Here is a 24,917-nt window from a genome sequence, read left to right on the forward strand (position 1 = left end):
TGTATAAGAGACAGCTCGGCGGGCGGCGGAGCGACCGGCGGGGCCGGCTTCGCGCAGACGGGCAGCAGGTCGGTGGCGGCCAGCTTCTCCAGTTGCCCACGCGTGGAATCGAATCCACCGGGCGGCAGCAAGCCGTTGTTGACCTTGTCGCGGCCGGTCTGCTGCAGATCGGCCACCGCCAGCTGCTTACACCCGCTCGGGAAGCCGGCGCCCGGTCGCATGAGGGTGACCTTGTTGCGCGAGTCGACGCAGACCAGCTGGTCCACATCCTGAATCGAATAGCCGAGAACCGAGCCGGGCAGACCGCGCATGATCACCACGTTGCCGTTGTCGGCGCCCACGTAGTAGTTGCTGCGAATCATCTTGTAGCCCACCACGAGTCCGACCACGACGGCCACGACGAGCGCGACGGCCAGTGCGATCCAGCGGCCCTTGTGGCTCTTCCGTGGCTCGGGCGGTTCCGCCGCGACCGCGGCCCGGCGGGGTGCCGCCCGCGGCGGACGCATGGCGGCGGCACGCCCGGCGGCGGTGTTGGGCGGTGGTGTGTCCTCGTCCTCACCGGAGGCGGCGCCCGCGACGATGGGGTGGCTCTGGCCGTAGTCGAGATCGATCACATCGGCGACGACGACGGTGACGTTGTCGGGACCGCCGCTGCGCAGAGCCAGTTCGATGAGCCGGTCGGCCGCCTCGTCGGTGCTGCCCTCGCGCAGGGTGTTGGCGATGGTCTCGTCGCTCACCACATCGGACAGGCCGTCCGAACACAGCAGATAGCGGTCACCGGCGCGGGCTTCCCGGACGATGAGCGTCGGCTCGATCTCGTTTCCGGTGAGTGCCCGCATGATCAGTGACCGCTGCGGATGGGTGTGGGCCTGCTCCGGGGTGATCCGGCCCTCGTCGACCAGCGACTGGACGAAGGTGTCGTCGCGGGTGATCTGGGCGAGCTCGCCGTTGCGGAGCATGTAGGCCCGGGAGTCACCGATATGGGCGAGGCCGAGTTTCTTGCCCGCGAACAGGATGGTGGTGAGCGTGGTGCCCATACCGTCGAGTTCGGGTTCCTCTTCGACCTGGTCGGCGATCGCGGCGTTGCCTTCGCGAATCGCCCGGTCGAGTTTGCCGAGCAGATCGTCGCCGGGCTCGTCGTCGTCGAGATGAGCCAGCGCGGCGATCATCAACTGCGAGGCCACCTCACCGGCGGCGTGCCCACCCATGCCGTCGGCGAGCGCCAGCAGGCGTGCACCGGCATAGACGGAGTCCTCGTTGTTTGCCCGGACGAGACCACGGTCGCTACGCGCTGCGTAGCGGAGAACTTGAGTCACGATCGCAGCTCGATCACAGTCTTACCGACACGGACAGGGGTGCCGAGTGGAACTCGGACGGGAGTGGTGACCTTCGCTCGATCGAGGTAGGTCCCGTTGGTCGATCCTAAGTCTTCGACGTACCAGTCCTCGCCGCGCGGCGATAACCGTGCATGCCGGGTCGAGGCGTAGTCGTCGGTCAGTACCAGCGTGGAGTCGTCTGCACGCCCGATGAGCACCGGTTGGGTGCCGAGCGTGATCCGAGTGCCGGCGAGTGAACCCTGAGTCACCACTAGATACTTGGCGCCCTTCTGGCCACGGCTGAAGGATGGCAGCACCACCGAACCTCGGGTGGGTCGGGGCTGGATCCGAATGCCTGATGCCGCGTAGATGTCGCTGCGCAAGGTGCGAAGCACCGCCCACACGAACAGCCACAACAACAAGAGGAACCCCGCACGGGTCAACTGCAGGATCAGTCCCTGCACGGCGCTCCACCTCCTGTTCGACCGGTCCCGTAGTGGCGTTTCGTCCCCCAACCGGCGTGCTGGTCAGCACGGCCCGGCTGCCGAGCGAATGTTGGCAGCATAATAGGGCCGATGACCGGTTGCGATCACGATACGGGCGAGCGGTTTTCGCGCCCCATCGTGACCTGCACCGGCGAGCTTACGGGATCAGACGATTCGGATCAGGATCTCGGAATGCCCGGCCCGGATCACATCTCCGTCGGCGAGCTGCCAATCCTGGACGGGAGAGCCGTTGACCAGCGTCCCGTTGGTGGAACCGAGATCCGAGAGCATGGCGACCTGACCGTCCCAGCGCACCTCGATGTGGCGACGGGACACCCCGGTGTCGGGAAGCCGGAAATGGGCGTCCTGGCCGCGCCCGATGATGTTGCTGCCCTCGCGTAGCTGGTACGTGCGGCCGCTGCCGTCGTCGAGGTGCAGGGTGGCCGCATAGCCGGACCCGCCGCGCGCCGGCTGCGGGGCCGCGGCGTAGCCGCCCTGCTGTCCGTAGGCCGGCTGCTGTCCGTACGCCTGATCCTCGGCGCCGTAACCGCCCTGGTCGGCGTACCCCTGATCGGCATAGCCGGGGTCGGCGTAACCCTGCTGGCCGTAGCCGGCCTGAGCCTGGTAGCCCTGGTCGTATCCGGGCGTCTGGCCATAGCCCGGCTGCTGACCGTAGTTCTGCTCCGGATAACCCTGCTGTTGCCCGTACCCCTGGTCGGCGTAGCCCTGCTGGCCGTAGCCCTGGTCGTAGCCGCTCTGCTCGTAGCCGCCCTGCTCGTACGCCTGCTGCTGGCCGTACCCCTGGTCGGCGTAGGCCTGCTGGCCGTAGCCCTGGTCGTAGCTGCTCTGGTCGTAGCTGCCCTGCTCGTAGCCCGGCTGCCCATAGGCCGCGCCACCCTGCTGGTAGCCCGCGCCGCCCTGCTGGTAGTCGTAGCCGTTCTGGTAGTCGCCGCCCTGCTGATAGTCGCCGTAGGCGGGCTGCGATTCCGGAGCGGCGTATTCACCGGCACCGGGGTACTGACCACCCCGGCCGTAGTCGTCCTGATATTGCGGCGCGGGGCGGCCCCCCGGCGGGGGTGCGTACCCGCGGTTGCGTGGATCGGACTCCGCGGGCTCTCGGCTGGGGTCGTAGCCTGAGTTCTGCGTCATGGGGCCAGCTCCTGGTTGCGGGTGTGCGGGTCGTTGTGGGGGTCGTCCAGGTCGATCGGGCGGCCGGCGCGGTGCCGGGGGGTTCCGGCGGCCCGCATCCGGGTCGACCCGTCCGTGCGTCCTGAACTGTCCGGTGTGCAGCGTAGGGGATGCCTCGAATTCGACGTGCACTTCACCGTAGGTCTGCCACCCCTGATCGCGGATGTAGTCCTGTAAATGCTTGGCGAACGCGCGGGTGGTCAACTCGTGGTCTGCATCGAGTTCCTGCAGGTCCGTGGGGTTGACCGTGATGACATAGACATTCGGGGCGAGCAGATGCCCGCCCTCGAGTTCGCTCAGGCGATCCGAGGCCTCGCGCTGCAGCGCCGCTTCCACCTCCTGGGGAACGACGCTGCCGCCGAAGACCCTGGCGAAGGCGTCACCGACGGCGCCCTGCAGACGTCGCTCGAAACGCGAGACGATGCCCATACCGGCCTCCCTTCGATGCCCGCCCTCGTTGCCTGCGCTGTCTGTCTACGTCAGCTGATCGGTCTGTGTCGTCCGGGCGTCACGATCCCGCGACACGACATGCCGATAGGGCGTGTCGTCGAACGGACACGGTCACTGCATGATATCCACGATCCTCCACCGCTGTAACTCACGACCGGCCACCCACGGTTCCCATAATCCGAAAATTCTCCCCCGCAACCGTCGTGAGCAGGCGATTTCGTGTGCGAAGCGGGCGCGTGATACTGTCGTCCAGTCGCTCGGGCGAGTGGCGGAATGGCAGACGCGCTGGCTTCAGGTGCCAGTGTCCTTCGGGACGTGGGGGTTCAAGTCCCCCTTCGCCCACAGAGGAAGAGCCGCAGATCGAATCCGATCTGCGGCTCTTCTTTTTCGTGTCCGTCAGGCGGTGGGCAGTGCCGCGCGCGGCACCGAGATGGCTTGGGCGACCGCCGCTTTCGCCGCGTTGGTGGCGTGCATGGAGTTGACCATCAGAAATCGTGGATGATGCCGCCGTACCGGGTCTGGACGACGGGGACGCCGGCCTCGCGAAGTTTGGCGGCGAAGGCCTCGCCCTCGTCGCGCAGGACATCGGCGGTGATCACCAGCGCCGGGGGCAGTCCGGCCAGCTGCTCGGTGGTGGCGCGCAGCGGGGAGGCCGTGATCTGGGCGCGGTCCGCTTCGCTGGTCGCGGCCGCGTGCACACCCACGGCGAGATCGCGCACCAGCCGGTCGTGGGTGTGCGCATCGCCGAACACCCAGCCGGCGCCGGGGGTGTACACGATGACGGGCAGCGTCTCGGTCACCCCTTGCGGTTTGACGATGCGGGCCCGCACCGATCCGGTCGGGCCGCCCTCGACCGTGATCCACTCCTCGCCGGCTTCTCGATCGGCGAATCCTGCACCGAGTCAACGGCTTTGCGGCCTTCCTCGGGCGGCAGCTGGTAGAGGAACGGCGGCTGTGAGGTCGCGTCGACGAGCTCCTGAGCGGCCTGCTCCAGGGAGACGCCCAGCGGATTTCCGGTCATCGGTGATTCCTTTCGGCGGGGTGTGCGGCTGCGGACAACGCGGCGCCCGATCAGTTTCCGCTGGTGGGATGGCAACGCGTCCCTCGCTACGGGACGGGAAAACACCGGATCAAGACACGGCGGCCACCAGCGGTGTCTCGCCGGATCCGGTGGTCCGGAACCGGCGCTGATACTTACTGGGCGATATCCCGAGCCGGGCTATGAACGCGCGACGCATCGCCTCAGTGCTGCCGTAGCCCGCCGCCATCGCCGCCTCGGTCACTCCGCAGCCGGCATGCAGCATGTCCCGGGCGACCCCGAAGCGGATGAAGGCGACGTATTCGGCGGGGGAGCGCTCCAATTCGGCGCGGAAGAGTCTGGTCAGATGCCGCGGGCTGACATTGGCATGGGCCGCCAGCGTCCGGACGGTATGGGGGAAGGCGGGTTCCGCGCAGATGAGATCGACCGCCTTGCGCACCAGCGGGCTGCGCGGCGCCGGCCCGGACAGCGAGGCCGAGAACTGCGACTGCCCGCCCGCGCGGTGCATGTACACCACCATCAACTGGGCGATCCGGCGTGCGATGTCGGGGCCGAAATCCTCCTCGACCATCGCCAGTGCCAGGTCGACCCCGGCGGTCACCCCGGCCGAGCTGTAGAGGTTTCCGTCGCGCACGTAGATGTCGTCGGCAGCCACGTCGATCGCGGGATAGCGGCGCGCCAGATGTGCGGCGAACTTCCAGTGCGTGGTGGCCCGGCGCCCGTCGAACAGGCCCAGTTCGGCGAGGACGAACGCGCCGCTGCACACCGATGCCAGGCGCCGCGTGTTCCAGGACAGCCGCCGCGCCGCCGCGAGCAGTTCGGGTGTGACGAATCGAGAGGGCGGCAGCTCACTGCCCGGTATCACCACGGTGTCGAAGACGCCCGCGTCGGCCGCCGCGACCGCGCATTCGATCCGGGCGCCGATCGAGGTCTGCACACTGCCGCCGTCCGCCGACACCAGTACGACCTCGTATCCCGGGCAGGCCTGGTTGGCCTCGACGAAAACTTCCGCGGGGCCGGTGAAGTCGAGCATCTTGACGCCGTCGAAGACCAGAATTCCTACCCGCCGGCGCGGTAGTTGGGCGAGTTCGAGGGCCATCCCGCCATCATTCTGGAGTAACGCCTCCAGAACAAGCTTTGTGGCCGGGGTCGCAGTGCGATTGATACGGTGGGCGCCATGGGGAGGCCACGGCAGTTCGACGAATCGGCGTTGCTCGACGCCGCCACCGAACTGTTCTGGTCGCAGGGTTTCGAACAGACGTCGGTCGAGGACGTCTCGCGCGCGAGCGGCATCGGCAACGGCAGCATCTACGCCGCCTATCGCAGCAAACGCGGCCTGTTCCTCGCGGCCTTCGAACGCTACTGCGAGGGCCGCGCTCGCCTGGTTCGCGAGGTGGTGACCTCGGCTCCCGGTTCGGCGCGCGCGGCCGTGCGCGCGTTGTTCGAGGCGATCATCGACGACTGCGTCGCACAGCCCGATCGGCGCGGCTGCCTGATGCTCAACAGCATCGCCCAGCTCGGCTCGCGCCTGCCCGAGGTGATCGGCATCGGGAATCGGACCACCGCCGCGATGGAACAGAGTGTCGCCGAGCGGTTACGCCGCGCCGCCGAGGAATCCGGCGCCGAACTCGATCCGGCGACCCTGGCCGCCTACAGCGCCGCGGTGGTGATGACGGCGCAGGGTCTCATTCAATTGAGTCGCTTGGGAACTCCGCTCTCGCGCCTGCGCGATATCGCCGAGGTGTCGAGTCGTAATCTGCCCGGGGCGTGGGACACTTCGGTCGCGGGCGGAGTTCTCTGAAGGTGTCGTCCTCCCGGGGCGCCGTTCGTCAGCGGCCTCGCTGGGTGCGCACGTAGTCGACGGCGTCCTGCGTGACAGCGTCGGTGATGTCGGCGAATTCCTCGTGCTTCTGGATGTAGCCCGCCACGAACGGGCAGATCGGCACGATGCGCAGACCGGCCTCGCGGGTACGGTCCAGTGCCTGCGAGACCAGGGCGCCGGCCAGGCCGCGTCCGGCGAAGTCGGAGTCGATTTCGGTGTGGTAGAAGATCCGCTGCCCGTCGTGGTCGAGGTATTCGGTGAAGCCGGCGAGCCGATCGTCCACGCTGATTTCGAACCGCTCCGCGGCCTGCGTGACGACCGGGGAGGGTTGCTGTTCGGCGGTCATGGTCTCAGTATTGCGGCCCGGCTGGCCGGATTCGGGCAGGTTCGGACGAGGACGCGCGCGGCAGTGTGATCTTCGCCGCATTCTCGGCGGCTGACCGGTCGTTATTCGTTTCCAGTATTACTGGCGAAGAATTGTTGTTCGAGTTCGCTGTCGAAATAACTGCACAATTCAATGGAAGCGCATCCGCAACTATCTGAGAATTACCTGACGGCCGACTTGGAATCTCCAGCGGTAACAAACTTGAAGTTTGTTTCTTGGTCGTGTCGCCCTTCCGGATGGCGCCACAGCGCCTTCGGTTGACGTTCTGACCTGCGGTGATGTCGAACAGGTAAGCGACAGGCGACGCGCCGGGAAATGATCGCGGACCGCGTATCCGGCGGCGGGGCCAACCGCCGAATGGGCAGAAAAATCCCGGCTACTCGAGCGTTGCGGTATGGGGTGCACCACTATTTCCGACCGCCCGCCAGGTATTTGCGCCCGGTCTCCGGAAGTGCTGCCCGGCTGCGGGTTTCGGCTCGGTTACGGCCGGGCAGACGGAGTGCGCAGGAGGTTGCGTAGGGGTAACGATTGTGTAGAGTCGACGGTAACGCTGGCCGCAGCTGAGCTGGACTCGCTGCGGCCAGTGGATCTCAAATCGGCACTCCGATGATCCTTCGAATCCCCGCCCTCTCGCAAGGGATTTTCTCAGCCTCAGCAGAACCCGGTCGGCGTTAGCTCGATATGCGCTCGTCCGCGGCCGCCGCGGACCGCAACGCCACACTTTCCTGCGCCGCACGGCGTCCGGGGCCGAAGACGTAGGTCAGAAATCCGAGCTCGGCAACCAGCCCGATACCGATGCGCACCGGCGCAGGCCAGCCGGCGGGCGTGACGAATCCCTCGATCAGGCCCGACACCAGCAGGACCGCCACCAGACCGAGTGCGATCGTGGCCGTCGCCCGGCCCTGCCGGGCCAGCGCCTCGGCCCGCGACGACCGCCCCGGATCGATCAGCGTCCACCCCAGCTTCAGCCCCGCACCGCCGGCGATGAAAACGGCCGTGAGTTCGAGCATGCCGTGTGGCAGCAGGAAACCGAAGAACGAGTCGAGCCGCCCGGCATCCGCCATCAGCCCGGCGGACACCCCCACGTTCAGCGCGTTCATGAACAGCAGATAGGCGGCCGGGAGAATCAGGATGCCGGTGAACAACGCGATCGCCGACACCCAGGCGTTGTTGGTCCACACCTGTGCGGCGAAGGCGTCGTGCGGATGTTCGGAGTAGTAGGACTCGAAGCGACCGCCGGGGGCGGTCAGCGATGCCGCGTCCGACGGCAGCCCCAAAGTCCTTCGCGCCGAATCGGAACCGGACACCCAGATGCCGATTCCGGCCGAGACGGCCAGGAACGCGGCCGCCACCCCGGCCCACCACGACCACGCTCGATACACCGCGGCGGGAAACCGGTGGGTGAAGAAATAGCCGATCTGCGACCAGGTGTCGGTCCGCGCGCCCAGCAGCCGCCCCCGCGCTCGCGCCAGGACCGCGCTCAGACCGTTGATCAACTCCGGATCCGGTGAATGCGATTGCAGTCGCGCCAGCTGCTGGGAGGTGCGGCGATACAGGGCCACGAATTCGTCGACCTCGGCGCCGCTGAGGCGCCGCTGCGCGGTCAGCCGGTCGAGCCGATCCCAATGCCGCCGCTGCGCGAACGAGTAGGCATCGACGTCCATCGGCTCCTCCTGTGTTCATGCGGGACACCCGCACCCGGTCGAATCGCCGCAATGAGCTTCGCAGGGTATCGCGGCAATTCTCCTGTGTTCGTGCCGACCTGCCCCCCCGAAGGCTAGTTCGCACGCGCCCGATTCGGGATACTGGAGCGATCATGGCCGATTTCACCACGGGGGAGGCCGTCTCCCTGCAGTTGCCGATCGCGCGCATCCCCACCCGCGCCGCGGCCTTCGCGATCGATCTGGTGTTGCAGCTCGTTCTCGCCCTCCTCTTGTTATCGGCCGTCGTCGGCGTGCTGTTCCGATTCGAACCCGACGGCGCGTGGGTCGATGTGGCCGTGCTGATGACCATGGTGACCGTCCTCGTCGGATATCCGGTCGTCAGCGAAACCCTGATGTGCGGGCGGACCGTCGGAAAAATGGCACTGGGCCTGCGTGTGGTGCGCGGCGACGGCGGCCCCGTCGATTTCCGGCACGCGCTGACCCGCGGCCTCGCCGGCGCGCTCGTCGATTTCTGGAATCTCGGCGGGTTCGGTCTGGTCGCGGTGGTCACCTCGCTGTGTTCGCCGCGGGCGCGGCGCGTCGGTGACATCCTGGCCGGCACCGTCGTGGTGTCGGATCGGGCGCGAATTCCCATGCCTGCCTTGGCCGTCGCGCCGCCGTGGCTGGTCGACTGGGTGGGACGGCTGGATCTGTCCGGGCTCACCGAGGATCTCGCACTGCCGGTGCGCCGGTATCTGACCCGCTTCCCGCACCTCACCCCGCAGGTCCAAGCGGAACTCGGTGCGGCGCTGGTGGTCGCGGTCTGCGAGCAACTGCGGGTGGCGCCACCGGCCGGATATCCGCCGCTGCAGATTCTCGGCGCGGTGATCGGAGAGCGGCAACGCCGGATTCTGCCGCCACCGCGCCTGCCCTTCTGGCCGATGCCCCAGCAGTGGGCGGCCCCCGCGCAGCCGTACGCCCCGGCGGTACGGCCGGGAGCGTGAACGCTCAGAGCGCTCCCGACCGTTTCAGTTCCAGGTACTCGTCGGCCAGCGCCTCCGGTACGCGATCCGGCGCCGCGGCCACCACGTCGATTCCCTGTCGCTGCAAGGTTTCTCGCACGATCGCGCGTTCGGTGAGCAGATGTTCGGCGGCCGCGGCGGCATAGACCTCGGCGGCGGAATCGCGACGGGTCGCGGTCACGGCGATCTCCGGATCGGTGACCGACACCAGCAGCACCCGGTGCCGACTGCTCAGCACCGGGAGCACCGGCAGCAGATTCTCCTCGACCATCGCCCCGTCGAGGCTGGTGAACCAGACCACCAGGCTGCGCCGCCGGGTGTGGCGAACCGCGGTGCGGACCATCGCCGGGGTGTCGGCATCCAGCAGTGCGGGCACGACGCCCGAGAGGGCGTGCATCAGCTTGGGCTGCACGGCTTTTCCGCGCGCGCCCCGCACCTCGGCGCGGATCTCGCGATCGAAGGCCAGCAGATCGACGGTGTCCCCGGCCGCGGCCGCCAATCCGCCCAGCAGCAGCGCGGCCTCGATGGCGGTGTCCAACCGGGTCTGCTCGCCGAGCCGGGCGGCGCTGATCCGGCCGGTGTCCATCAACATCAGCACGTGGCGATTGCGTTCGGGCCGCCAGGTGCGGACCAGCACATCGGTCGCGCGGGCCGTGGCTCGCCAGTCGATGGAACGCACATCGTCACCGGCCACGTATTCGCGGAAGGAATCGAATTCCGAGCCCGGGCCGCGCAGGTTGGCGACCGATCGGCCGTCCAGATGCTGCAGCCGTTTCACCTTGGCAGCGAGGATCCGTTCGGTCCGGAACGGCGGCAGTGCACGAACCGTGGCGGGAACGGTGCGGCGGAACTGCCGCCCCGCCAGGCCGAGCGGTCCGACCAGCCGAACCGTGACCGGCCCCGCGATCCGATCGCCGCGGCGAGCCGGGCGGACGGTGGTGGCCAGCCGAGTGGTGGTGTTCGGCGGCAGACGCAACCGGTGGGTCTCGGCCGGTGCCTGCGCACTGGGCGGCCAGTCGTCCCACAGCAGTGCCCGCACCACGCCCGGGCCGCGGTTCAGGACGGTGAGCTCGACCGTGGCGGTGCGGCCGACGCGGACGGTGGTGAGCGGCACCCGGGACAGTTCGAGAGCGTCGGTGCGACAGGCGATCACGTCGACGGCGACCAGCAGAGCCAGCACACCCGTCAGCACCACGACTCCGGCCCAGGACGGCAGTGCGACACCCACGACCACCGCCGCCACGGCCGCGCAGACGGCGAGCCGACCCGTGACGATCATCGCGCTACACCGGAACCGGGACCGCGGCCAGCAGCGAGGACATCACGCCGTCACCGGTCACGCCGTCCAGTTCGGCCTCGGGACGCAGCTGCAGACGATGCCGCAGGACGGTCACCGCAACGGTTTTGACGTCGTCGGGTGTCACGAAGGCGCGCCCGTTCAGCCAGGCCAGGGCCCGAGCCGAGGCCAGCACCGCGGTCGCCCCGCGCGGTGACGCGCCGTGCTGAACCGCGGGGGAGGTGCGGGTGGCGCGGCACAGATCGACGATGTAGGCCAGCACCTCCGGATTGACCGTCACCTGTGCGACGGCGGCCCGCGCCGCCGCGATATGCGCCGCCCCCGCGACCGGCCGCACACCCGCCGCGCCCAGATCGCGCGGATCGAAGCCGGCGGCGTGGCGCTGCAGAATCCGGAATTCGTCGTCCCGGCCGGGCAACTGGATGTCCACCTTGAACAGGAACCGGTCCAGCTGCGCCTCCGGCAGCGGGTAGGTGCCCTCCTGTTCGATCGGATTCTGGGTCGCGATCACCACGAACGGATCGGGCAGCGGCTGCGGCACGCCGGCCACCGACACCTGCCGCTCCTCCATCGACTCCAGCAGTGCCGATTGGGTTTTCGGCGGTGTGCGGTTGATCTCGTCGGCGAGCAGCAGGTTGGTGAAGACCGGGCCGCGGCGGAAGGTGAATTCGGCCGAATGTGGATCATAGATCTGGGAGCCGGTGACATCGCCCGGCATCAGGTCCGGAGTGAACTGCACCCGGGTGTGCTCGAGTTCCAGCGCCGCGGCCAGCGATCGCACCAGCAGCGTCTTCGCCACGCCCGGAACACCTTCCAACAGCACGTGGCCCCGGCACAGCAGCGCGAGTACCAGGTACAGCACCGCGTGGTCGTTGCCGACGACGGCCTTGCCGATCTCGGCACGCACCTCGCCGAGCGCCCGGAGCGCCTGGTCGGCGGTGGGGGTGTGGTTGGTCTGCGCCGTTGTCATCCGGTCTCCGTCATCCTGTTTCCGATTCGATCCAGTCCAGTTGTGCCGCCACGTATTCCAGTGCCGCATCGTCGGCGACGGGCCCGTAGAAGGCCGCGGCGACGCGGCCGGGATCGACGCCGATCCGGGCTCCGATCACCGCGCTCACTCGTTCCGGCGCGGCATCGGCGCGCAGGTCCACGCGGGCGCGGATGCGCCGCAGGGTGGCCGCGCGCAATTTCGCCGCGACATGGTCGCGATCCTTGGTTCTGCGGTAGAGCGCGGCCTGACCGGCGAGCAGCTCACCGGCCGCCACCTGCACCGGTCGGGGTTCGCCCACCACGGCACCGCGGCGGCGGGCGCGCCACCAGACCACGACCGCGGCGAAGATCAGCGCCTGCAATCCGCCGTAGGCCAGCCAGGGCGGCAGGCGCTGGAAGATCGAATCGTTGCCCCCGCCCACATCGGGTGGTCGGACATCCGGATGATCGGGCGGTGGCGGTGAGTGCGGCTGCGGCGGCTGCGGTGGGGCCGTCGGTGCGGCGGCGAGCCGGAACAGCAGATACACCACCAGCGCGACGACGAGCGCACCCACCACGACAGCCCAGAAACGCTTGTCGCGCAACAACTGTGGCAGTGGCGGCAGCTGACGACGGCCACGGCGCGTGCGTGCCGAGCGCCGCTGTTCGATCGGGTCCGGCGGTGGCGGCGGCGCCAGCGAATACCGGTCGGCCGAGGTGAGGCGCTGATATTCGTCCGGGGTGGCGGTGCGCCCGCCGTAGACGATCTCGTCGAAACTGTGTGCCGCGCCGTCGAATTCGGCGGAGGCGCCGGGGAGGGCATGCGCTGCGGCCGACGCGGTTTCGCGCGCGGTGCGCGAACGCCGGACCTCGAGCACCCCACCCTGTTCGAGACCGCGCACGACGGCGCGGAAACGTTCGCGCAGTGCGGTATCGAAATCGTGGTGCCCCGCGGCGGATTCGGCCGCGGCGCGGTGCTGGGCGGCCGGGCCGAGTGCCGGTGGAGGAGGCGCCGAGGGCCGATCCGGCCGGGCGTCGTCGTCGGTCACCGTGCCGCCTGCCCGCTCGGTATCCGGATGTCGAAACCTTCGCGGCCGCAGCGCCGGTCGATATGGACCACCACCGCGGTCGCGGCGTCCACCGCCGCGGCGAACGCCGAAATCAGCAGCACCGCACCGGACAGCAGGATGACGACCGCCCAGCGATGGGTGCCGGAGATATCGGAGAGGAAGCCCAGGAGTCCCGCGACCGGCGCCGCCAGCACCAGCAGCACTGCGCGCAGATAGAGCCACAGACCGGCCAACGGCATCACGCGGCCGGTGGCGAGGAGTTTCGCTCGTCGGACCGCCGCCTGGTACGAAATCGATTCGGTGAACAGGACGGGCGCGATCGGCCACCTCGTCCCGCGCACCCGCGCCAGCCAGATCACCGCCGGAATCAGGGTGACGATCAGCGGCGTGCCGAGCAACAGGATGCCGAAGCCGATCGATGTGGAAATCACCTGATTCAGCAGCAGCCGGCCCGAGACCGGAAACAGGCGCCCGGCGGCGGTGCGCGCGGTGATCGGCTGGTCGTCGACGACGGCGAGCCCGATCGGCACGGTGACGCCGACTGTCCACAGCCGCAGCACCCATGCACAGCAGGCTGTGGAAAGAATTGCCGCCCAGGCGGTTCCGGCGCTCGAGCCGTCGGTCGCGAACGACACCAGTGCGGTGATCCCGGCCACGACCCCCAGGGCCGCGGCTGATCCCGCACCCGCCAGCCCGGCGATCAGCCGAATCCGATGCTGCAACACCGCGAAGGGCAGATCGGCCAGCTCGCGCCACGACAGCGGTCGCACCGGAATTCGTTCGGCGTCGTCTCCACCGCCGCCTCCGGAGTCGCGGTCGTCGGCACCGCGCGGCGGCACCACGCGGTGGGCGGACGATCGCCCCTCTCGACCGGTCACGGCTGGAAACACGGGCCGAGTCTATCCACGGACCCGGACGCGTGACGGTTATCCGAGCGGCCACGCGGCCGGGGCCGCCCACGAGCCGACGCGACCCGGTCGGCCACACCCACGCGACGACGCACCGTGCCGCCACCGGCCGTGGCTCCGGGCGCGTCCGGTCGCAGCCCTCGGTCAGTCGCGGCCGGAGCCGGGCGGCAGTTCGCGCGGGGCGCGGTAGCCGAGTTCGGTCGCGTCGGCGGCGGGCAATTCGCCGTACGGGCCGGATTCCGGCAGGCCGGGGTGGGCCGCGGGATCCCGGTACGGGAGCGCCGCGTAGCGCGCATAGCGCGGGTCGTGCCGGTAGGCGGCGTAACGCGGGTCGTGCTGGTAGGCGTCGTACGGGTACGACGCGGTGACCTGGCCGTACGGCGCATTCGGCAGCGCCTGGGCCGGATGTGCGTAGCCCACCGCCGGATCGTGCGAATCCTCGGAGTTCACCGTCACCTTGCGGGTGCGTTTGAGAGTGAAGGTGATCTCCTCCGCCTCTTCGAAGACCTGACGGACGGTGCGCAGCGGTGCGGTCGCGGTGTCTATGGTCCGGTCGAGTGCGGAGGTGACGAATCCGGGCACCAGCGGCCGGATCCAGCGCGCCGCGGTATCGGTGAACGGCACCGTGCCGATCACCGGGAGTTCCAGTCCACCACCCTTTTTCGCATCCTCGCGCGGGGCGGGCACCGCGGCGGGCGAATTCGGCGCCAGGCCGGTCGAGGGCAGCTGTGCGGGCAGATTCCGTGCGGTCACGGTCGCCTCCTGTAGGGGGTCGGTTCGGGCCGTGGATTCGGCGGCGGGCAATGCGTTCGGGGCGGTCTGCGCCCCCGGGGGAAGGGCGGCCAGCGCTTCGAATTCGGCCACCGCCCGGCGCTGCGGTTCGGTGATGCCGATTTCCAGGTTGCCGATCGCGGCTATCACCCGTTTGCGCTGGCGTTCGCGATCGATCGCGGTATCGGCGTGCAATGCCAGTTGTGCGGCGGCCACCCGGTGTTCGGCGTGCTGGACCGCGACCGCGGTGTCGGCGGCCCGCGCGGCGCGGTCGGCTTCGGCCCGCGCGGCCACGGCGCGGTCGAACGACGATTCGCCACGCCAGGACCGCAGTATCAGCGGCAGCAGTGCCAGTACCACCGCGATCGCGATCGTGAGCAGGCGCAACAGCAGTGCGCCGATATGCCCGGTGGTGTAGTCGTTCATGGCCAGCCAGCGCGCGCCCAGACCACGGTCCCCGGTGTGGAAGGCAGCGGTACGGGCCTGCTCCAGGGCACTCTGTCGGGTGGCGATCTCCGCGTCCGAGGGCTGGATGCGCGCCTGGGCGGTGTTGAACCGCCCGCGGGCGTCGTCGAGCATCGCGTTGGCGGTCTGTGATTCGGGGCCCCGGCCGGGCACCCCGGTGATCTTGGTCTGCGGGCACTGCGGCGTCGGGTTGTATTCGCAGCGGGCGACGACCAGGGCCTGATCCATATCGGCCTGCGCCTGGGCGATGGTCTGCGTGAGTTCGGCGCGTTCGGCCGTCGCCCGGTCGAGTTCGGTGCGCGCGGTGACCACGGTCGCGGCGGATTCGGCGTCGCGGCGGGACCGATCGTCGAGCGTGCGGTCGACGGATCCGGCGAGAATCACCGTGCTCGCCAGCTCGGCCACCAGCACACCGGTGATCACCGCGACCACGACCCGCCCGAACCGCTCGGCCCGGCCGCGGCCGGCCCGGTCCGACAGTGGCGCGGTGGCCAGGGCTCGCGATATCGCGCCGACCAGCAGTGTGGCGGGCAGCGCGACGATCGCCACGACCGCGGCGGGCCAGTGCGCCGCCGCACCCGCTGCCGCGACGACGATCCCGGACAGCACCGCGAACAGCAGCACCACCCCACCGGTGACGGCGTAGGCCGACGCCTCGTGCCGATCGCCGCGGCCGGCTTCGGCGCCGCCGAGCCAGGTCAGCGCGCCGATCGGCGACCGCCGGGACATGGGTCGCGGTGCGGTCGTGCGGGAGCCGGCCGCCGGGGTTTCGGTCGCCGAGGGTTCGGAGGCCGGGCTTTCGGAGGCCGGGGCTTCGGACGCCGGACGTCCGGTGGCGGATTGATCGAAGACGCGGGGATCGGTCAACGGATTCACATCCTCTGGGTCCCAATCGTTGTCGCCACGGGCGAAACGGTCGTTGCATCGTGGTCCGGGCGGTGGTGTGCCCCCGCGCGCGGGCGGAGCGGGTAATCCGCCGAGCGCCCCGGCCGCGCGCAATCAGGTTCAGAGTGACAGGCCGACCGGGGAACCACCGAGTGCGGTGGCATCGATGTGGTAAGCCTCACAGACGGCCGGGGAGCGAAACCCTACTCTCGGGTAGGCGGCACCGATCCACACGAGGGTGCGGCCGTGACAGGAGGGCGGAACGTGCGAGCGACTCCGGAAGTCGGTGCTCATGGGAGCGGGGGAGCATATGCGGGTGAGACCGGCGACTCCGCGGTGGCGGTCGACGCCCACGCCGAACGGTCGCGATGCGATGGTCACCGCCCGCGCCGCCGCGCTCGCCTCGTCGCGGCCGCCGTGCTTCTCACCTCGGCATTCGCGATCGTGGCGCCGATGACCGCGGAACACGTACTTCCGCAGGCGCAGGCGGCTCCCACGGAGGAAGGCCGGTCGGTATTGAGTCCTTTGGTGGAGCTGGTGCTGCGCCGCCTGAACACCGCCGACGCCGTCGCCAGCGCGAAATGGACCACCTCGCAGCGGACCGGACAGGCTCCCGTGGTGGACGACCCGGTGCGCGAGGCGCAGGTCTACGACGCGATGGCCGCCGCCGGCACCCGATCGGGGCTGCCGCAGGACTGGGTGCGGCAGGTGTTCACCGGCCAGATCGAAGCCAACAAGACCGTGCAGTACGGACTACTCTCCCGGTGGCGGTTCGATCCGGCTGCCGCGCCCGCATCGGATGCGTCGGATCTGGCCGCCGTGCGGCCCGTGATCGACCAGGTGAACGGCGAAATCCTGAGTCGGCTGGCGGCGCATCGCACCGTGCTGGACGCGCCGGATTGTGCGCAGCAGCTCGCGGCCGCCGTCTTCCCCGTTCTTACCTCGGGCCGGGTGGACGCACTGCACGGCGCGGCGCTGGTCCGGGCGACCGTAACGCTTTGTCCCGCAACGTATGTGAAATAAACCACAGCCATTCTCGATCTTGGTTTGCCCAGAATGTGCTGAACTCCACATTCGCAAACGATGCCGTACGGTCCGCACATTGGCGTGGCTTGTCGCTCCGGTATCCGGAATGTCTCCTCCGGGTGTCCGGAGAGTTAGCCGCCTTACACCCCGGTTTGCCGCCGCGGCGTACGGGGAAATCTGTTTCGACGCAGGTGAGAGCGTTGCGCAGGACTGGGCTCCCAGCTCGCGGGCGATGCCCAGGCGCTATCGACGGCAGTGGCGAACGCGACTCAGCGATCCGCGCCGGCTGCTTTACACTGGAGAACGCGCAGGTAGTGGAGGACCGATGAAGATGCCCAGGTAGACGGAGTATTTAGCACAACCTAAGTTGGTTGGGCTCCGGTCCTGACTTATCGTTTGCTCTAAGTGTCGGACGTGAAATGTCCGACTCGTCGCCCGCACTCGGCCACGAGCCGCAAGCATCAGCCTAGCGGGCGAGCACGGCGCGGTGGGTAAGGAACTCCTCAGAGTTCCGCTACCACCGAGCACCCGACTACGAAACCGAAGCGGGTGGACAACTGGAGAGTTTGACTGCACGGGATGACCATCAGCGCCGCTGGTCGCCGCAACGTCCGGACGCAGTCTAGGCGGAGGCGTTTCGACGAGGGCCATCGGAAAGAAGGCATCGAAATCGAAGGCCTCTTCGTTGAAGGCGCCTATTTCTTGAAGGCAGAGGCATGACGCAACTTCCTGGCCACAGGTCACCTGGACCGATCGGGCTCTATGACCCGGCGAACGAGCACGACTCCTGCGGTGTCGCGTTCGTCGTCGACATGCATGGCCGTCGTAGCCGCGACATCGTCGACAAGGCTATTACGGCACTGCTGAACCTGGAGCACCGTGGTGCTGCGGGTGCAGAACCCAACTCCGGTGACGGTGCGGGCATCCTGATCCAGCTCCCGGATGCGTTCTTCCGGGCCGCGCTGGCCGAGAGCGGTGCCGCGTTCGAGTTGCCGCCGGAAGGTTCCTACGCCACCGGTATCGCATTCCTGCCGCAGGCCCGCCGCGAGGCCGCCCGCGCCTGCTACCGGGTCGAGAAGATCGTCAAGGAAGAGGGCCTGGCCGTTCTGGGCTGGCGCGAGGTTCCGATCGACGAGTCCTCCCTGGGTGCGCTGTCGCGCGACGCCATGCCGACGTTCCGGCAGCTGTTCATCGCCTCGCCCGCCGACGCCGCCGAGCAGCTCAGCGGCATGGATCTGGAGCGGCGTGCCTACGTCGTGCGCAAGCGGGTCGAGCACGAACTCGGCAAGCAGGGCGCCGGCGAGGGTGCCGTCGGCCGCGAGACCGTCTACTTCCCGAGCCTGTCCGGTCAGACCTTCGTCTACAAGGGCATGTTCACCACCCCGCAGCTGCGGGCGTTCTACCTGGATCTGCAGGACGACCGGGTCGAATCGGCGCTGGGCATTGTGCACTCGCGCTTCTCGACCAACACTTTCCCGTCCTGGCCGCTGGCCCACCCCTTCCGCCGCGTCGCGCACAACGGTGAGATCAACACCGTCACCGGTAACGAGAACTGGATGCGCGCCCGCGAGGCGCTGCTGAACTCCGAGATCTTCGGCACCGACAGCGAGGGCAACAACCGGCTGGAGAAGATCTTCCCGGTCTGCACTCCGGGCGCCTCCGACACCGCGCGCTTCGACGAGGTGCTGGAACTGCTGCACCTCGGTGGCCGCAGCCTGCCGCACGCCGTGCTGATGATGATCCCGGAGGCCTGGGAGCGGCACGAGTCGATGGACCCGGCGCAGCGCGCCTTCTACCGCTACCACTCCATGCTGATGGAGCCGTGGGACGGCCCGGCCTCGGTGTGCTTCACCGACGGCACCGTCGTCGGCGCGGTGCTGGACCGCAACGGTCTGCGCCCGTCGCGCATCTGGGTCACCGAGGACGGCCTGGTCGTCATGGCGTCCGAGGTCGGCGTGCTCGACATCGAGCCGTCGAAGGTGGTCCGCAAGGCCCGTCTGCAGCCCGGCCGCATGTTCCTGGTCGACACCTCGCAGGGCCGCATCATCAGCGACGACGAGATCAAGTCGCAGCTGGCCGCCGAGCAGCCGTACCAGGAGTGGCTCGACGAGGGCATCATCAAGCTGGCCGAGCTGCCCGACCGTCCGCACGAGCACATGTCGCACGACCGCGTGCTCATCCGCCAGCAGATCTTCGGATACTCCACCGAGGAACTGAGCCTGCTGATCTCGCCGATGGCCAAGACCGGCGGTGAGGCGCTGGGTTCGATGGGCACCGATACGCCGATCGCGGTGCTGTCCTCGCGTCCCCGCCTGCTGTTCGACTACTTCGCGCAGCTGTTCGCGCAGGTCACCAACCCGCCGCTGGACGCCATCCGCGAGGAGGTCGTCACCAGCCTGCGCAGCACCATCGGTCCCGAGGCCGACCTGCTGCATCCGGGACCGGAGTCCTGTCGTCACATCACGCTGACCCAGCCGATTCTCGACAACGACGAACTGGCCAAGCTCGTCCACATCAACGACGACGGTTCGCGGCCCGAGCTGCGTTCGGTGGTCGTGCGCGGGCTCTACTCGGTGAAGAAGGGCGGCAAGGGCCTGCGCAAGGCGCTCGAGGCGATCAACGCCCAGGTGTCGGCCGCCATCGACGGCGGCGCGCGGATCATCGTGCTGTCCGACCGCGAATCCAACGAGAAGCTGGCGCCGATTCCGTCGCTGCTGCTCACCGCCTCGGTGCACCACCACCTGGTGCGCGAGCGGACCCGCACAAAGGTCGGCCTGGTCGTCGAGGCCGGTGACGCCCGCGAGGTGCACCACATGGCGATGCTGGTCGGCTTCGGCGCGGCCGCGATCAACCCCTACATGGCCTTCGAGTCGATCGAGGACATGCTCGAGCGCGGTGCGCTGGAGATGCCGGGCAGCACCGGCGACAAGGCGGCCGACTACGCCGCGGCCGTCAAGAACTACAACAAGGCGGCCGGCAAGGGCGTGCTGAAGGTGATGTCCAAGATGGGCATCTCCACCATCGCCTCCTACCGCGGCGCGCAGCTGTTCCAGGTCGTGGGCCTGTCGCAGGAACTGTGCGACCAGTACTTCACCGGCCTGACCTCGCCGCTGGACGGCATCGGTCTCGACGACATCGCCGCCGAGGTCGCCGCCCGCCACCGGGTCGCCTTCCTGGAGAACCGCACCGAGCGCGCGCACCGCGAACTCGAGATCGGCGGTGAATACCAGTGGCGGCGCGAGGGTGAGTTTCATTTGTTCAACCCGGACACGGTGTTCAAGCTGCAGCACGCGACCCGCTCGGGTCAGTACTCGATCTTCAAGGAGTACACCAAGCTGGTCGACGACCAGTCCGAGCGCCTGGCCTCGCTGCGCGGCCTGTTCAAGTTCAAGACCGAGGGCCGGCACGCGATTCCGATCGAGGAAGTCGAGCCGGCGAGTGAGATCGTGAAGCGCTTCTCCACCGGCGCGATGAGCTACGGCTCGATCTCGGCGGAGGCGCACGAGACCCTCGCCATCGCGATGAACCGTCTCGGCGGCCGCTCCAACTCGGGTGAGGGCGGCGAGTCGCCGGCCCGCTTCGAGCCGGAGGACAGCGGCGACTGGCGGCGCAGTGCGATCAAGCAGGTGGCCTCGGGCCGCTTCGGTGTGACCGCGCACTACCTGACCAACTGCACCGATATCCAGATCAAGATGGCCCAGGGCGCCAAGCCCGGTGAGGGCGGTCAGCTGCCCGCGCACAAGGTGTACCCGTGGGTCGCCGAGGTGCGGCACTCGACGCCGGGTGTCGGCCTGATCTCGCCGCCGCCGCACCACGACATCTACTCGATCGAGGATCTGGCCCAGCTGATCCACGACCTGAAGAACGCGAATCCGCAGGCTCGGATTCACGTGAAACTTGTCGCGGAGCCGGGTGTGGGAACGGTCGCGGCCGGCGTCTCCAAGGCGCACGCCGACGTCGTGCTGATCTCCGGCCACGACGGTGGTACCGGCGCCTCGCCGCTGACCTCGCTGAAGCACGCGGGCGGCCCCTGGGAGCTCGGCCTGGCCGAGACCCAGCAGACGCTGCTGCTCAACGGTCTGCGCGACCGTATCGTGGTGCAGGTCGACGGCCAGATGAAGACCGGCCGCGACGTGCTGATCGGCGCGCTGCTCGGTGCCGAGGAGTACGGTTTCGCGACCGCTCCGCTGGTGGTCTCCGGCTGCGTCATGATGCGCGTCTGCCATCTCGACACCTGCCCGGTGGGCGTCGCGACCCAGAACCCGGTACTGCGTCAGCGCTTCACCGGTAAGCCCGAATTCGTCGAGAACTTCTTCATGTTCATCGCCGAAGAGGTGCGGGAGCTGCTGGCCTCGCTGGGGCTGCGCACGCTCGACGAGGCCATCGGCCGGGTCGACCTGCTCGACACCACCAAGGCCAAGGAGCACTGGAAGGCGAGCAAGCTGGATCTGTCGCCGATCCTCGACGATGTCGAGACGGCGTTCATGTACCAGGACCGCCGCAACACCAAGACTCAGGACCACGGCCTGGACAAGGCGCTGGACAACCAGCTCATCGCCCAGGCTGCGGATGCGCTCGAGCGCGGCAAGCCGGTCAAGTTCGAGACCAAGATCACGAACGTGAATCGCACGGTCGGCACCATGCTCGGCCACGAGGTGACCAAGCTCTACGGTGGCGCCGGCCTGCCCGACGACACCATCGACATCACCTTCACCGGTTCGGCGGGCAACAGCTTCGGCGCGTTCGTCCCGGCCGGTATCACCCTGCGGGTGTTCGGTGATGCCAACGACTATGTGGGCAAGGGCCTCTCGGGCGGGCACCTGGTGGTGCGGCCGTCGCTGAACGCGCCGGAGTCCTTCGTCGCCGAAGAGAACATCATCGCGGGCAACGTGATCCTGTTCGGCGCCACCAGCGGCGAGGCGTTCATCCGCGGTGTGGTCGGCGAGCGGTTCTGCGTGCGCAACTCGGGCGCCACCGCGGTGGTCGAGGGCGTGGGCGACCACGGCTGCGAGTACATGACCGGTGGCCGAGTGGTGATCCTCGGCGAGACCGGCCGGAACTTCGGTGCCGGTATGTCGGGCGGTATCGCCTACATCTACAACCCGAACGGCACGTTCGAAGCCAACCTCAACACCGAGCTGGTGGATATCGAACAGCTCGAGGGCGAGGACTTCACCTGGCTGCGCGACGTGGTCGCGAGCCATCGCGATGCGACGGGTTCGGCGGTGGCCGAACGCATCCTGAGCGATTGGTCGCAGCAGGTGAACCACTTCGTGAAGGTTATGCCTCGCGACTACAAGAAGGTATTGCTCGCTATCTCCGAGGCTGAGAAGGCCGGTCGGGATGTCGACGAGGCGATCATGGAGGCCGCACGTGGGTGATCCACAGGGATTTCTGAAGCACACCAAGCGGGAGCTGCCCACCCGCCGTCCGGTTCCGCTGCGACTGATGGACTGGAAAGAGGTCTACGAGGAGAGCTACTCCCACCAGACCCTGCAGACCCAGGCCAGCCGCTGCATGGACTGCGGTATCCCGTTCTGCCACAACGGCTGCCCGCTGGGGAACCTGATTCCCGAGTGGAACGACCTGGTGTACCGGGATCGCTGGCGCGAGGGTATCGACCGTCTGCACGCGACCAACAACTTCCCGGAGTTCACCGGGCGGTTGTGCCCGGCGCCGTGTGAGGCGTCGTGTGTGCTCGGCATCAACCAGGATCCGGTCACCATCAAGCAGGTCGAGGTCGAGCTCATCGAGAACGCCTTCGACGAGGGCTGGGTGCAGCCGGTCTATCCGACTCGCCTGACCGGTAAGAAGATCGCGGTCGTGGGTTCGGGTCCGGCCGGTCTGGCCGCGGCCCAGCAGCTGACCCGCGCCGGTCACACCGTCACGGTGTTCGAGCGCGACGACCGCATCGGCGGTCTGCTGCGCTACGGCATTCCGGAATTCAAGATGGAGAAGCGCTTCATCGACCGCCGCCTGGCGCAGATGGAGGCCGAGGGCACCATCTTCAAGGCGGGCGTGAACGTCGGTGTCGACATCACCGCCGAACAGCTGCGCGAGCAGTTCGACGCGGTGGTGCTCGCCGGTGGTTCCACCATCGCGCGGGATCTGCCGATTCCGGGTCGCGATCTGGACGGCATCCACCAGGCGATGGAATTCCTGCCGCTGGCCAACCGCGTTCAGCTCGGCGATCCGGTCGCCGACGAGGAGGGCCTGCCGCGGATTCACGCCAAGGGCAAGAAGGTCGTCATCATCGGTGGCGGTGACACCGGCGCCGACTGCCTGGGCACCTCGCACCGGCAGGGTGCGGCCAGCATCCACCAGTTCGAGATCATGCCGAAGCCGCCGGCCGAGCGGGCCGAGTCGACCCCGTGGCCGACCTACCCGCTGATGTTCCGGGTCTCCTCGGCGCACGAAGAGGGCGGCGAGCGCGTCTTCTCGGTGAACACCGAGCGGTTCATCGGCGAAGACGGCAAGGTGACCGGACTGCAGGCGCACGAGGTCCGCAACGTCAACGGCCGCTTCGAGAAGGTCGAGGGCACCGACTTCACGCTGGAGGCCGATCTGGTCCTGCTGGCGATGGGCTTCGTCGGCCCGCAGAAGCCGGGTCTGCTCGAGGAGCTCGGCGTGGGCTACGACCAGCGCGGCAACGTCAAGCGCGGTAAGGACTTCCAGACCACCGTTCCCGGCGTCTTCGTCGCCGGCGATATGGGGCGTGGGCAGTCGCTGATCGTGTGGGCCATCGCCGAGGGCCGGGCCGCCGCGTCGGCGGTGGACAAGCACCTCGAGGGCGAGACCGCGCTACCGGCGCCGATCGCTCCGACGGCGGTCCCCCAGCGCTGACCACTGAAATTCAGAGGCGTCCACGGGCTTTCGAGCCCGTGGACGCCTGCTTTTTCGCGCTGTAGTGCGGAAACGTGTACCCGAGTCTCAAACATCGGAAATCGGACGGGATTTCGAGCTCGGATGGCAGTTCCTCGATGCCGCCGTTATCCTGAGCACCGGTATGTCGTAAATGCTCTTGGTCCGTGTCCGGACTCGTTGTCGCGAGATCCTCTCGCTGCCGCGCGTCACGGAGGTGGGCGGTTTTTGCTTCGCCGGGAATTTACCGCGCGGCAATGTGGCGGCGGCATCATCAGCGGCGAATACATATGAGGAGCCCCGGCGAGGGCTGGCTTGAACTGGAGCAGCATGCGGTTGAAGAAGGTTGTCGCGGCCGCCGGGGCGGCAGTCGCGGTACTGGCTGGTATGGCAGTGTCGGGTACCGCGATCGGAAGCGGTTCCGCGAGTGCGGATCCCGGATGCCCGAGCCTGTATGTCGTCGCGATTCCGGGTACCTGGGAAACCGGTGACCACAAGCCCGATCACATGGTTGGCCCCGGCATGCTGTCCGGTGTGACCCGCGGCCTGCCGAGTTCGACGGACGTCGACTACGTCAGCTACGCCGCGACCGCCTTCCCGTGGGAGGGCGATGTCTACGGCGCCTCCAAGAAGGAAGCGACCGACAACGCGCGCGGCCTCATCCAGGGGATGGCGGCCCGCTGCGCCGGTACGCATTACGCGATCGTCGGCTACAGCCAGGGTGCGGATGCCGCGGGCGATCTGGCGGCCGAGATCGGCACCGGCCTGGGCGTGGTTCCGCCGGACCGCGTTTCGGGTGTCGGCCTGATCTCCGATCCGCGCCGTTCGCCCACCGACGTCCAGGTCGGCCCGGTCGTCGGCGGCGCCGGCGCCGGTGGTCCGCGCGTGGGTGGATTCGGCTTCCTCAGCGACCGGGTGCGCACCATCTGCGCGGCCGGTGATCTGTACTGCTCCACCGAGGACACCGACTACGTCACCCGCTTCGCCGGCTTCCTGGCGCAGGCCTCCGGTGCGAGCGCGGCCAACCTGTGGCGCTACCAGCTCGAGGCGGGTTCGATCATCGGCGATCTGATGGCGCACGGCGGTGTCGGGGCTCTGCAGTCGCAGCTCACCGACGACGCCAACCAGCAGCGGGTGGAACAGCTCGAGCACTTCTACCAGTCCGGCACCCACACCTCCTACGGGAGCTACTCGGTGGGCGGCGGTCAGACCGCGATCACCTGGATGCACAACTGGATCGCCGGAATGGCATGAGCCGGTAATCCACCCGTGCAGGCCACCTCGCATCGAGCGGGGTGGCCTGCACCGTTTCCGG

At 68.5% G+C, this 24,917-nt stretch carries 17 protein-coding genes, 1 tRNA gene and 1 pseudogene; 7 read left to right on the forward strand and 12 right to left on the reverse strand.

The window, feature by feature from the left end; genetic code table 11:
- The 3 genes from C8258_RS27395 to C8258_RS27405 all read right to left on the reverse strand — a co-directional run.
- Window positions 1-1,316 (reverse strand): PP2C family serine/threonine-protein phosphatase (locus C8258_RS27395; RefSeq protein ID WP_106957629.1); only part of this gene is annotated, 1,316 nt, incomplete at its 3' end.
- On the reverse strand, window positions 1,313-1,780 hold the full coding sequence (locus tag C8258_RS27400; RefSeq protein WP_030516711.1) for an FHA domain-containing protein: 468 nt from the start codon (window positions 1,778-1,780) through the stop codon (window positions 1,313-1,315). The genes C8258_RS27400 and C8258_RS27395, both read right to left, overlap by 4 nt.
- 186 nt (window positions 1,781-1,966) lie before the next feature.
- Window positions 1,967-3,418 (reverse strand): DUF3662 and FHA domain-containing protein, encoded by a 1,452-nt coding sequence (locus tag C8258_RS27405; protein WP_106957630.1) that lies wholly within the window; start codon window positions 3,416-3,418, stop codon window positions 1,967-1,969.
- A gap of 280 nt (window positions 3,419-3,698) precedes the next feature.
- On the opposite strand from C8258_RS27405, the gene C8258_RS27410 reads away from it, so the two are divergent.
- Window positions 3,699-3,781 (forward strand) — tRNA-Leu (locus tag C8258_RS27410).
- A gap of 54 nt (window positions 3,782-3,835) precedes the next feature.
- On the opposite strand, the pseudogene C8258_RS27415 reads toward C8258_RS27410, so the two are convergent.
- Both C8258_RS27415 and C8258_RS27420 read right to left on the reverse strand, forming a co-directional pair.
- Window positions 3,836-4,460, reverse strand: a pseudogene (locus C8258_RS27415) (alpha/beta hydrolase).
- Window positions 4,461-4,569: 109 nt separating this feature from the next.
- Window positions 4,570-5,577: a GlxA family transcriptional regulator gene (locus tag C8258_RS27420; protein ID WP_106957631.1), complete on the reverse strand. Its 1,008-nt coding sequence runs from the start codon at window positions 5,575-5,577 to the stop codon at window positions 4,570-4,572.
- A 78-nt stretch (window positions 5,578-5,655) separates the two neighbouring features.
- Between C8258_RS27420 and C8258_RS27425 the strand changes: the two genes are divergently transcribed.
- A complete protein-coding gene (locus C8258_RS27425; RefSeq protein WP_106957632.1) occupies window positions 5,656-6,279 on the forward strand; it encodes a TetR/AcrR family transcriptional regulator in 624 nt (207 codons plus the stop codon).
- Window positions 6,280-6,307: 28 nt separating this feature from the next.
- Here the strand turns inward: C8258_RS27425 and C8258_RS27430 are convergent, their stop codons facing one another.
- Window positions 6,308-6,646, reverse strand: a complete 339-nt coding sequence (locus tag C8258_RS27430) for a GNAT family N-acetyltransferase (RefSeq protein ID WP_036496941.1) — start codon at window positions 6,644-6,646, stop codon at window positions 6,308-6,310.
- Window positions 6,647-7,356: 710 nt separating this feature from the next.
- Window positions 7,357-8,349, reverse strand: coding sequence for a stage II sporulation protein M (locus C8258_RS27435; protein ID WP_106957633.1), 993 nt, complete (start codon window positions 8,347-8,349; stop codon window positions 7,357-7,359).
- 152 nt (window positions 8,350-8,501) lie between these two features.
- On the opposite strand from C8258_RS27435, the gene C8258_RS27440 reads away from it, so the two are divergent.
- On the forward strand, window positions 8,502-9,332 hold the full coding sequence (locus C8258_RS27440; protein WP_106957634.1) for an RDD family protein: 831 nt from the start codon (window positions 8,502-8,504) through the stop codon (window positions 9,330-9,332).
- 4 nt (window positions 9,333-9,336) lie between these two features.
- On the opposite strand, the gene C8258_RS27445 is transcribed toward C8258_RS27440, so the two are convergent.
- From C8258_RS27445 to C8258_RS27465, 5 genes are all read right to left on the reverse strand, one after another.
- Window positions 9,337-10,629 carry a DUF58 domain-containing protein gene (locus C8258_RS27445; protein ID WP_106957635.1) on the reverse strand — a complete coding sequence of 431 codons (1,293 nt, stop codon included), beginning with the start codon at window positions 10,627-10,629 and terminating at the stop codon, window positions 9,337-9,339.
- Between the two features lie 4 nt (window positions 10,630-10,633).
- Complete coding sequence (locus C8258_RS27450) at window positions 10,634-11,617, reverse strand: MoxR family ATPase (RefSeq protein WP_062994910.1); 984 nt, start codon at window positions 11,615-11,617, stop codon at window positions 10,634-10,636.
- Between the two features lie 10 nt (window positions 11,618-11,627).
- On the reverse strand, window positions 11,628-12,665 hold the full coding sequence (locus C8258_RS27455) for a DUF4129 domain-containing protein (RefSeq protein WP_106957636.1): 1,038 nt from the start codon (window positions 12,663-12,665) through the stop codon (window positions 11,628-11,630).
- Window positions 12,662-13,576, reverse strand: a complete 915-nt coding sequence (locus tag C8258_RS27460) for a hypothetical protein (RefSeq protein ID WP_146161350.1) — start codon at window positions 13,574-13,576, stop codon at window positions 12,662-12,664. The genes C8258_RS27455 and C8258_RS27460 overlap by 4 nt, the downstream gene beginning before the upstream one ends.
- 162 nt (window positions 13,577-13,738) lie before the next feature.
- Complete coding sequence (locus C8258_RS27465) at window positions 13,739-15,697, reverse strand: DUF4407 domain-containing protein (RefSeq protein ID WP_146161351.1); 1,959 nt, start codon at window positions 15,695-15,697, stop codon at window positions 13,739-13,741.
- Between the two features lie 471 nt (window positions 15,698-16,168).
- On the opposite strand from C8258_RS27465, the gene aroQ reads away from it, so the two are divergent.
- The 4 genes from aroQ to C8258_RS27485 all read left to right on the forward strand — a co-directional run bounded on the left by aroQ (window position 16,169) and on the right by C8258_RS27485 (window position 24,856).
- Entirely contained in the window at window positions 16,169-16,738 is a 570-nt protein-coding gene (gene aroQ, locus C8258_RS27470) for a gamma subclass chorismate mutase AroQ (protein ID WP_146161352.1), read from the forward strand.
- A 719-nt stretch (window positions 16,739-17,457) separates the two neighbouring features.
- Window positions 17,458-22,122 carry a glutamate synthase large subunit gene (gltB, locus tag C8258_RS27475; protein WP_106957640.1) on the forward strand — a complete coding sequence of 1,555 codons (4,665 nt, stop codon included), beginning with the start codon at window positions 17,458-17,460 and terminating at the stop codon, window positions 22,120-22,122.
- The gene (locus tag C8258_RS27480; RefSeq protein ID WP_106957641.1) at window positions 22,115-23,584 is read left to right on the forward strand and encodes a glutamate synthase subunit beta; all 1,470 of its coding nucleotides are present in this window, start codon (window positions 22,115-22,117) and stop codon (window positions 23,582-23,584) included. The genes gltB and C8258_RS27480 overlap by 8 nt, the downstream gene beginning before the upstream one ends.
- 348 nt (window positions 23,585-23,932) lie before the next feature.
- Window positions 23,933-24,856 carry a cutinase family protein gene (locus tag C8258_RS27485; RefSeq protein ID WP_106957642.1) on the forward strand — a complete coding sequence of 308 codons (924 nt, stop codon included), beginning with the start codon at window positions 23,933-23,935 and terminating at the stop codon, window positions 24,854-24,856.
- The last annotated feature ends 61 nt before the right edge of the window (window positions 24,857-24,917 follow it).

Origin of the sequence: Nocardia sp. MDA0666 (genome assembly GCF_003023875.1) — a bacterium.
GTDB classification, from domain to species: Bacteria; Actinomycetota; Actinomycetes; order Mycobacteriales; family Mycobacteriaceae; genus Nocardia; species Nocardia aobensis.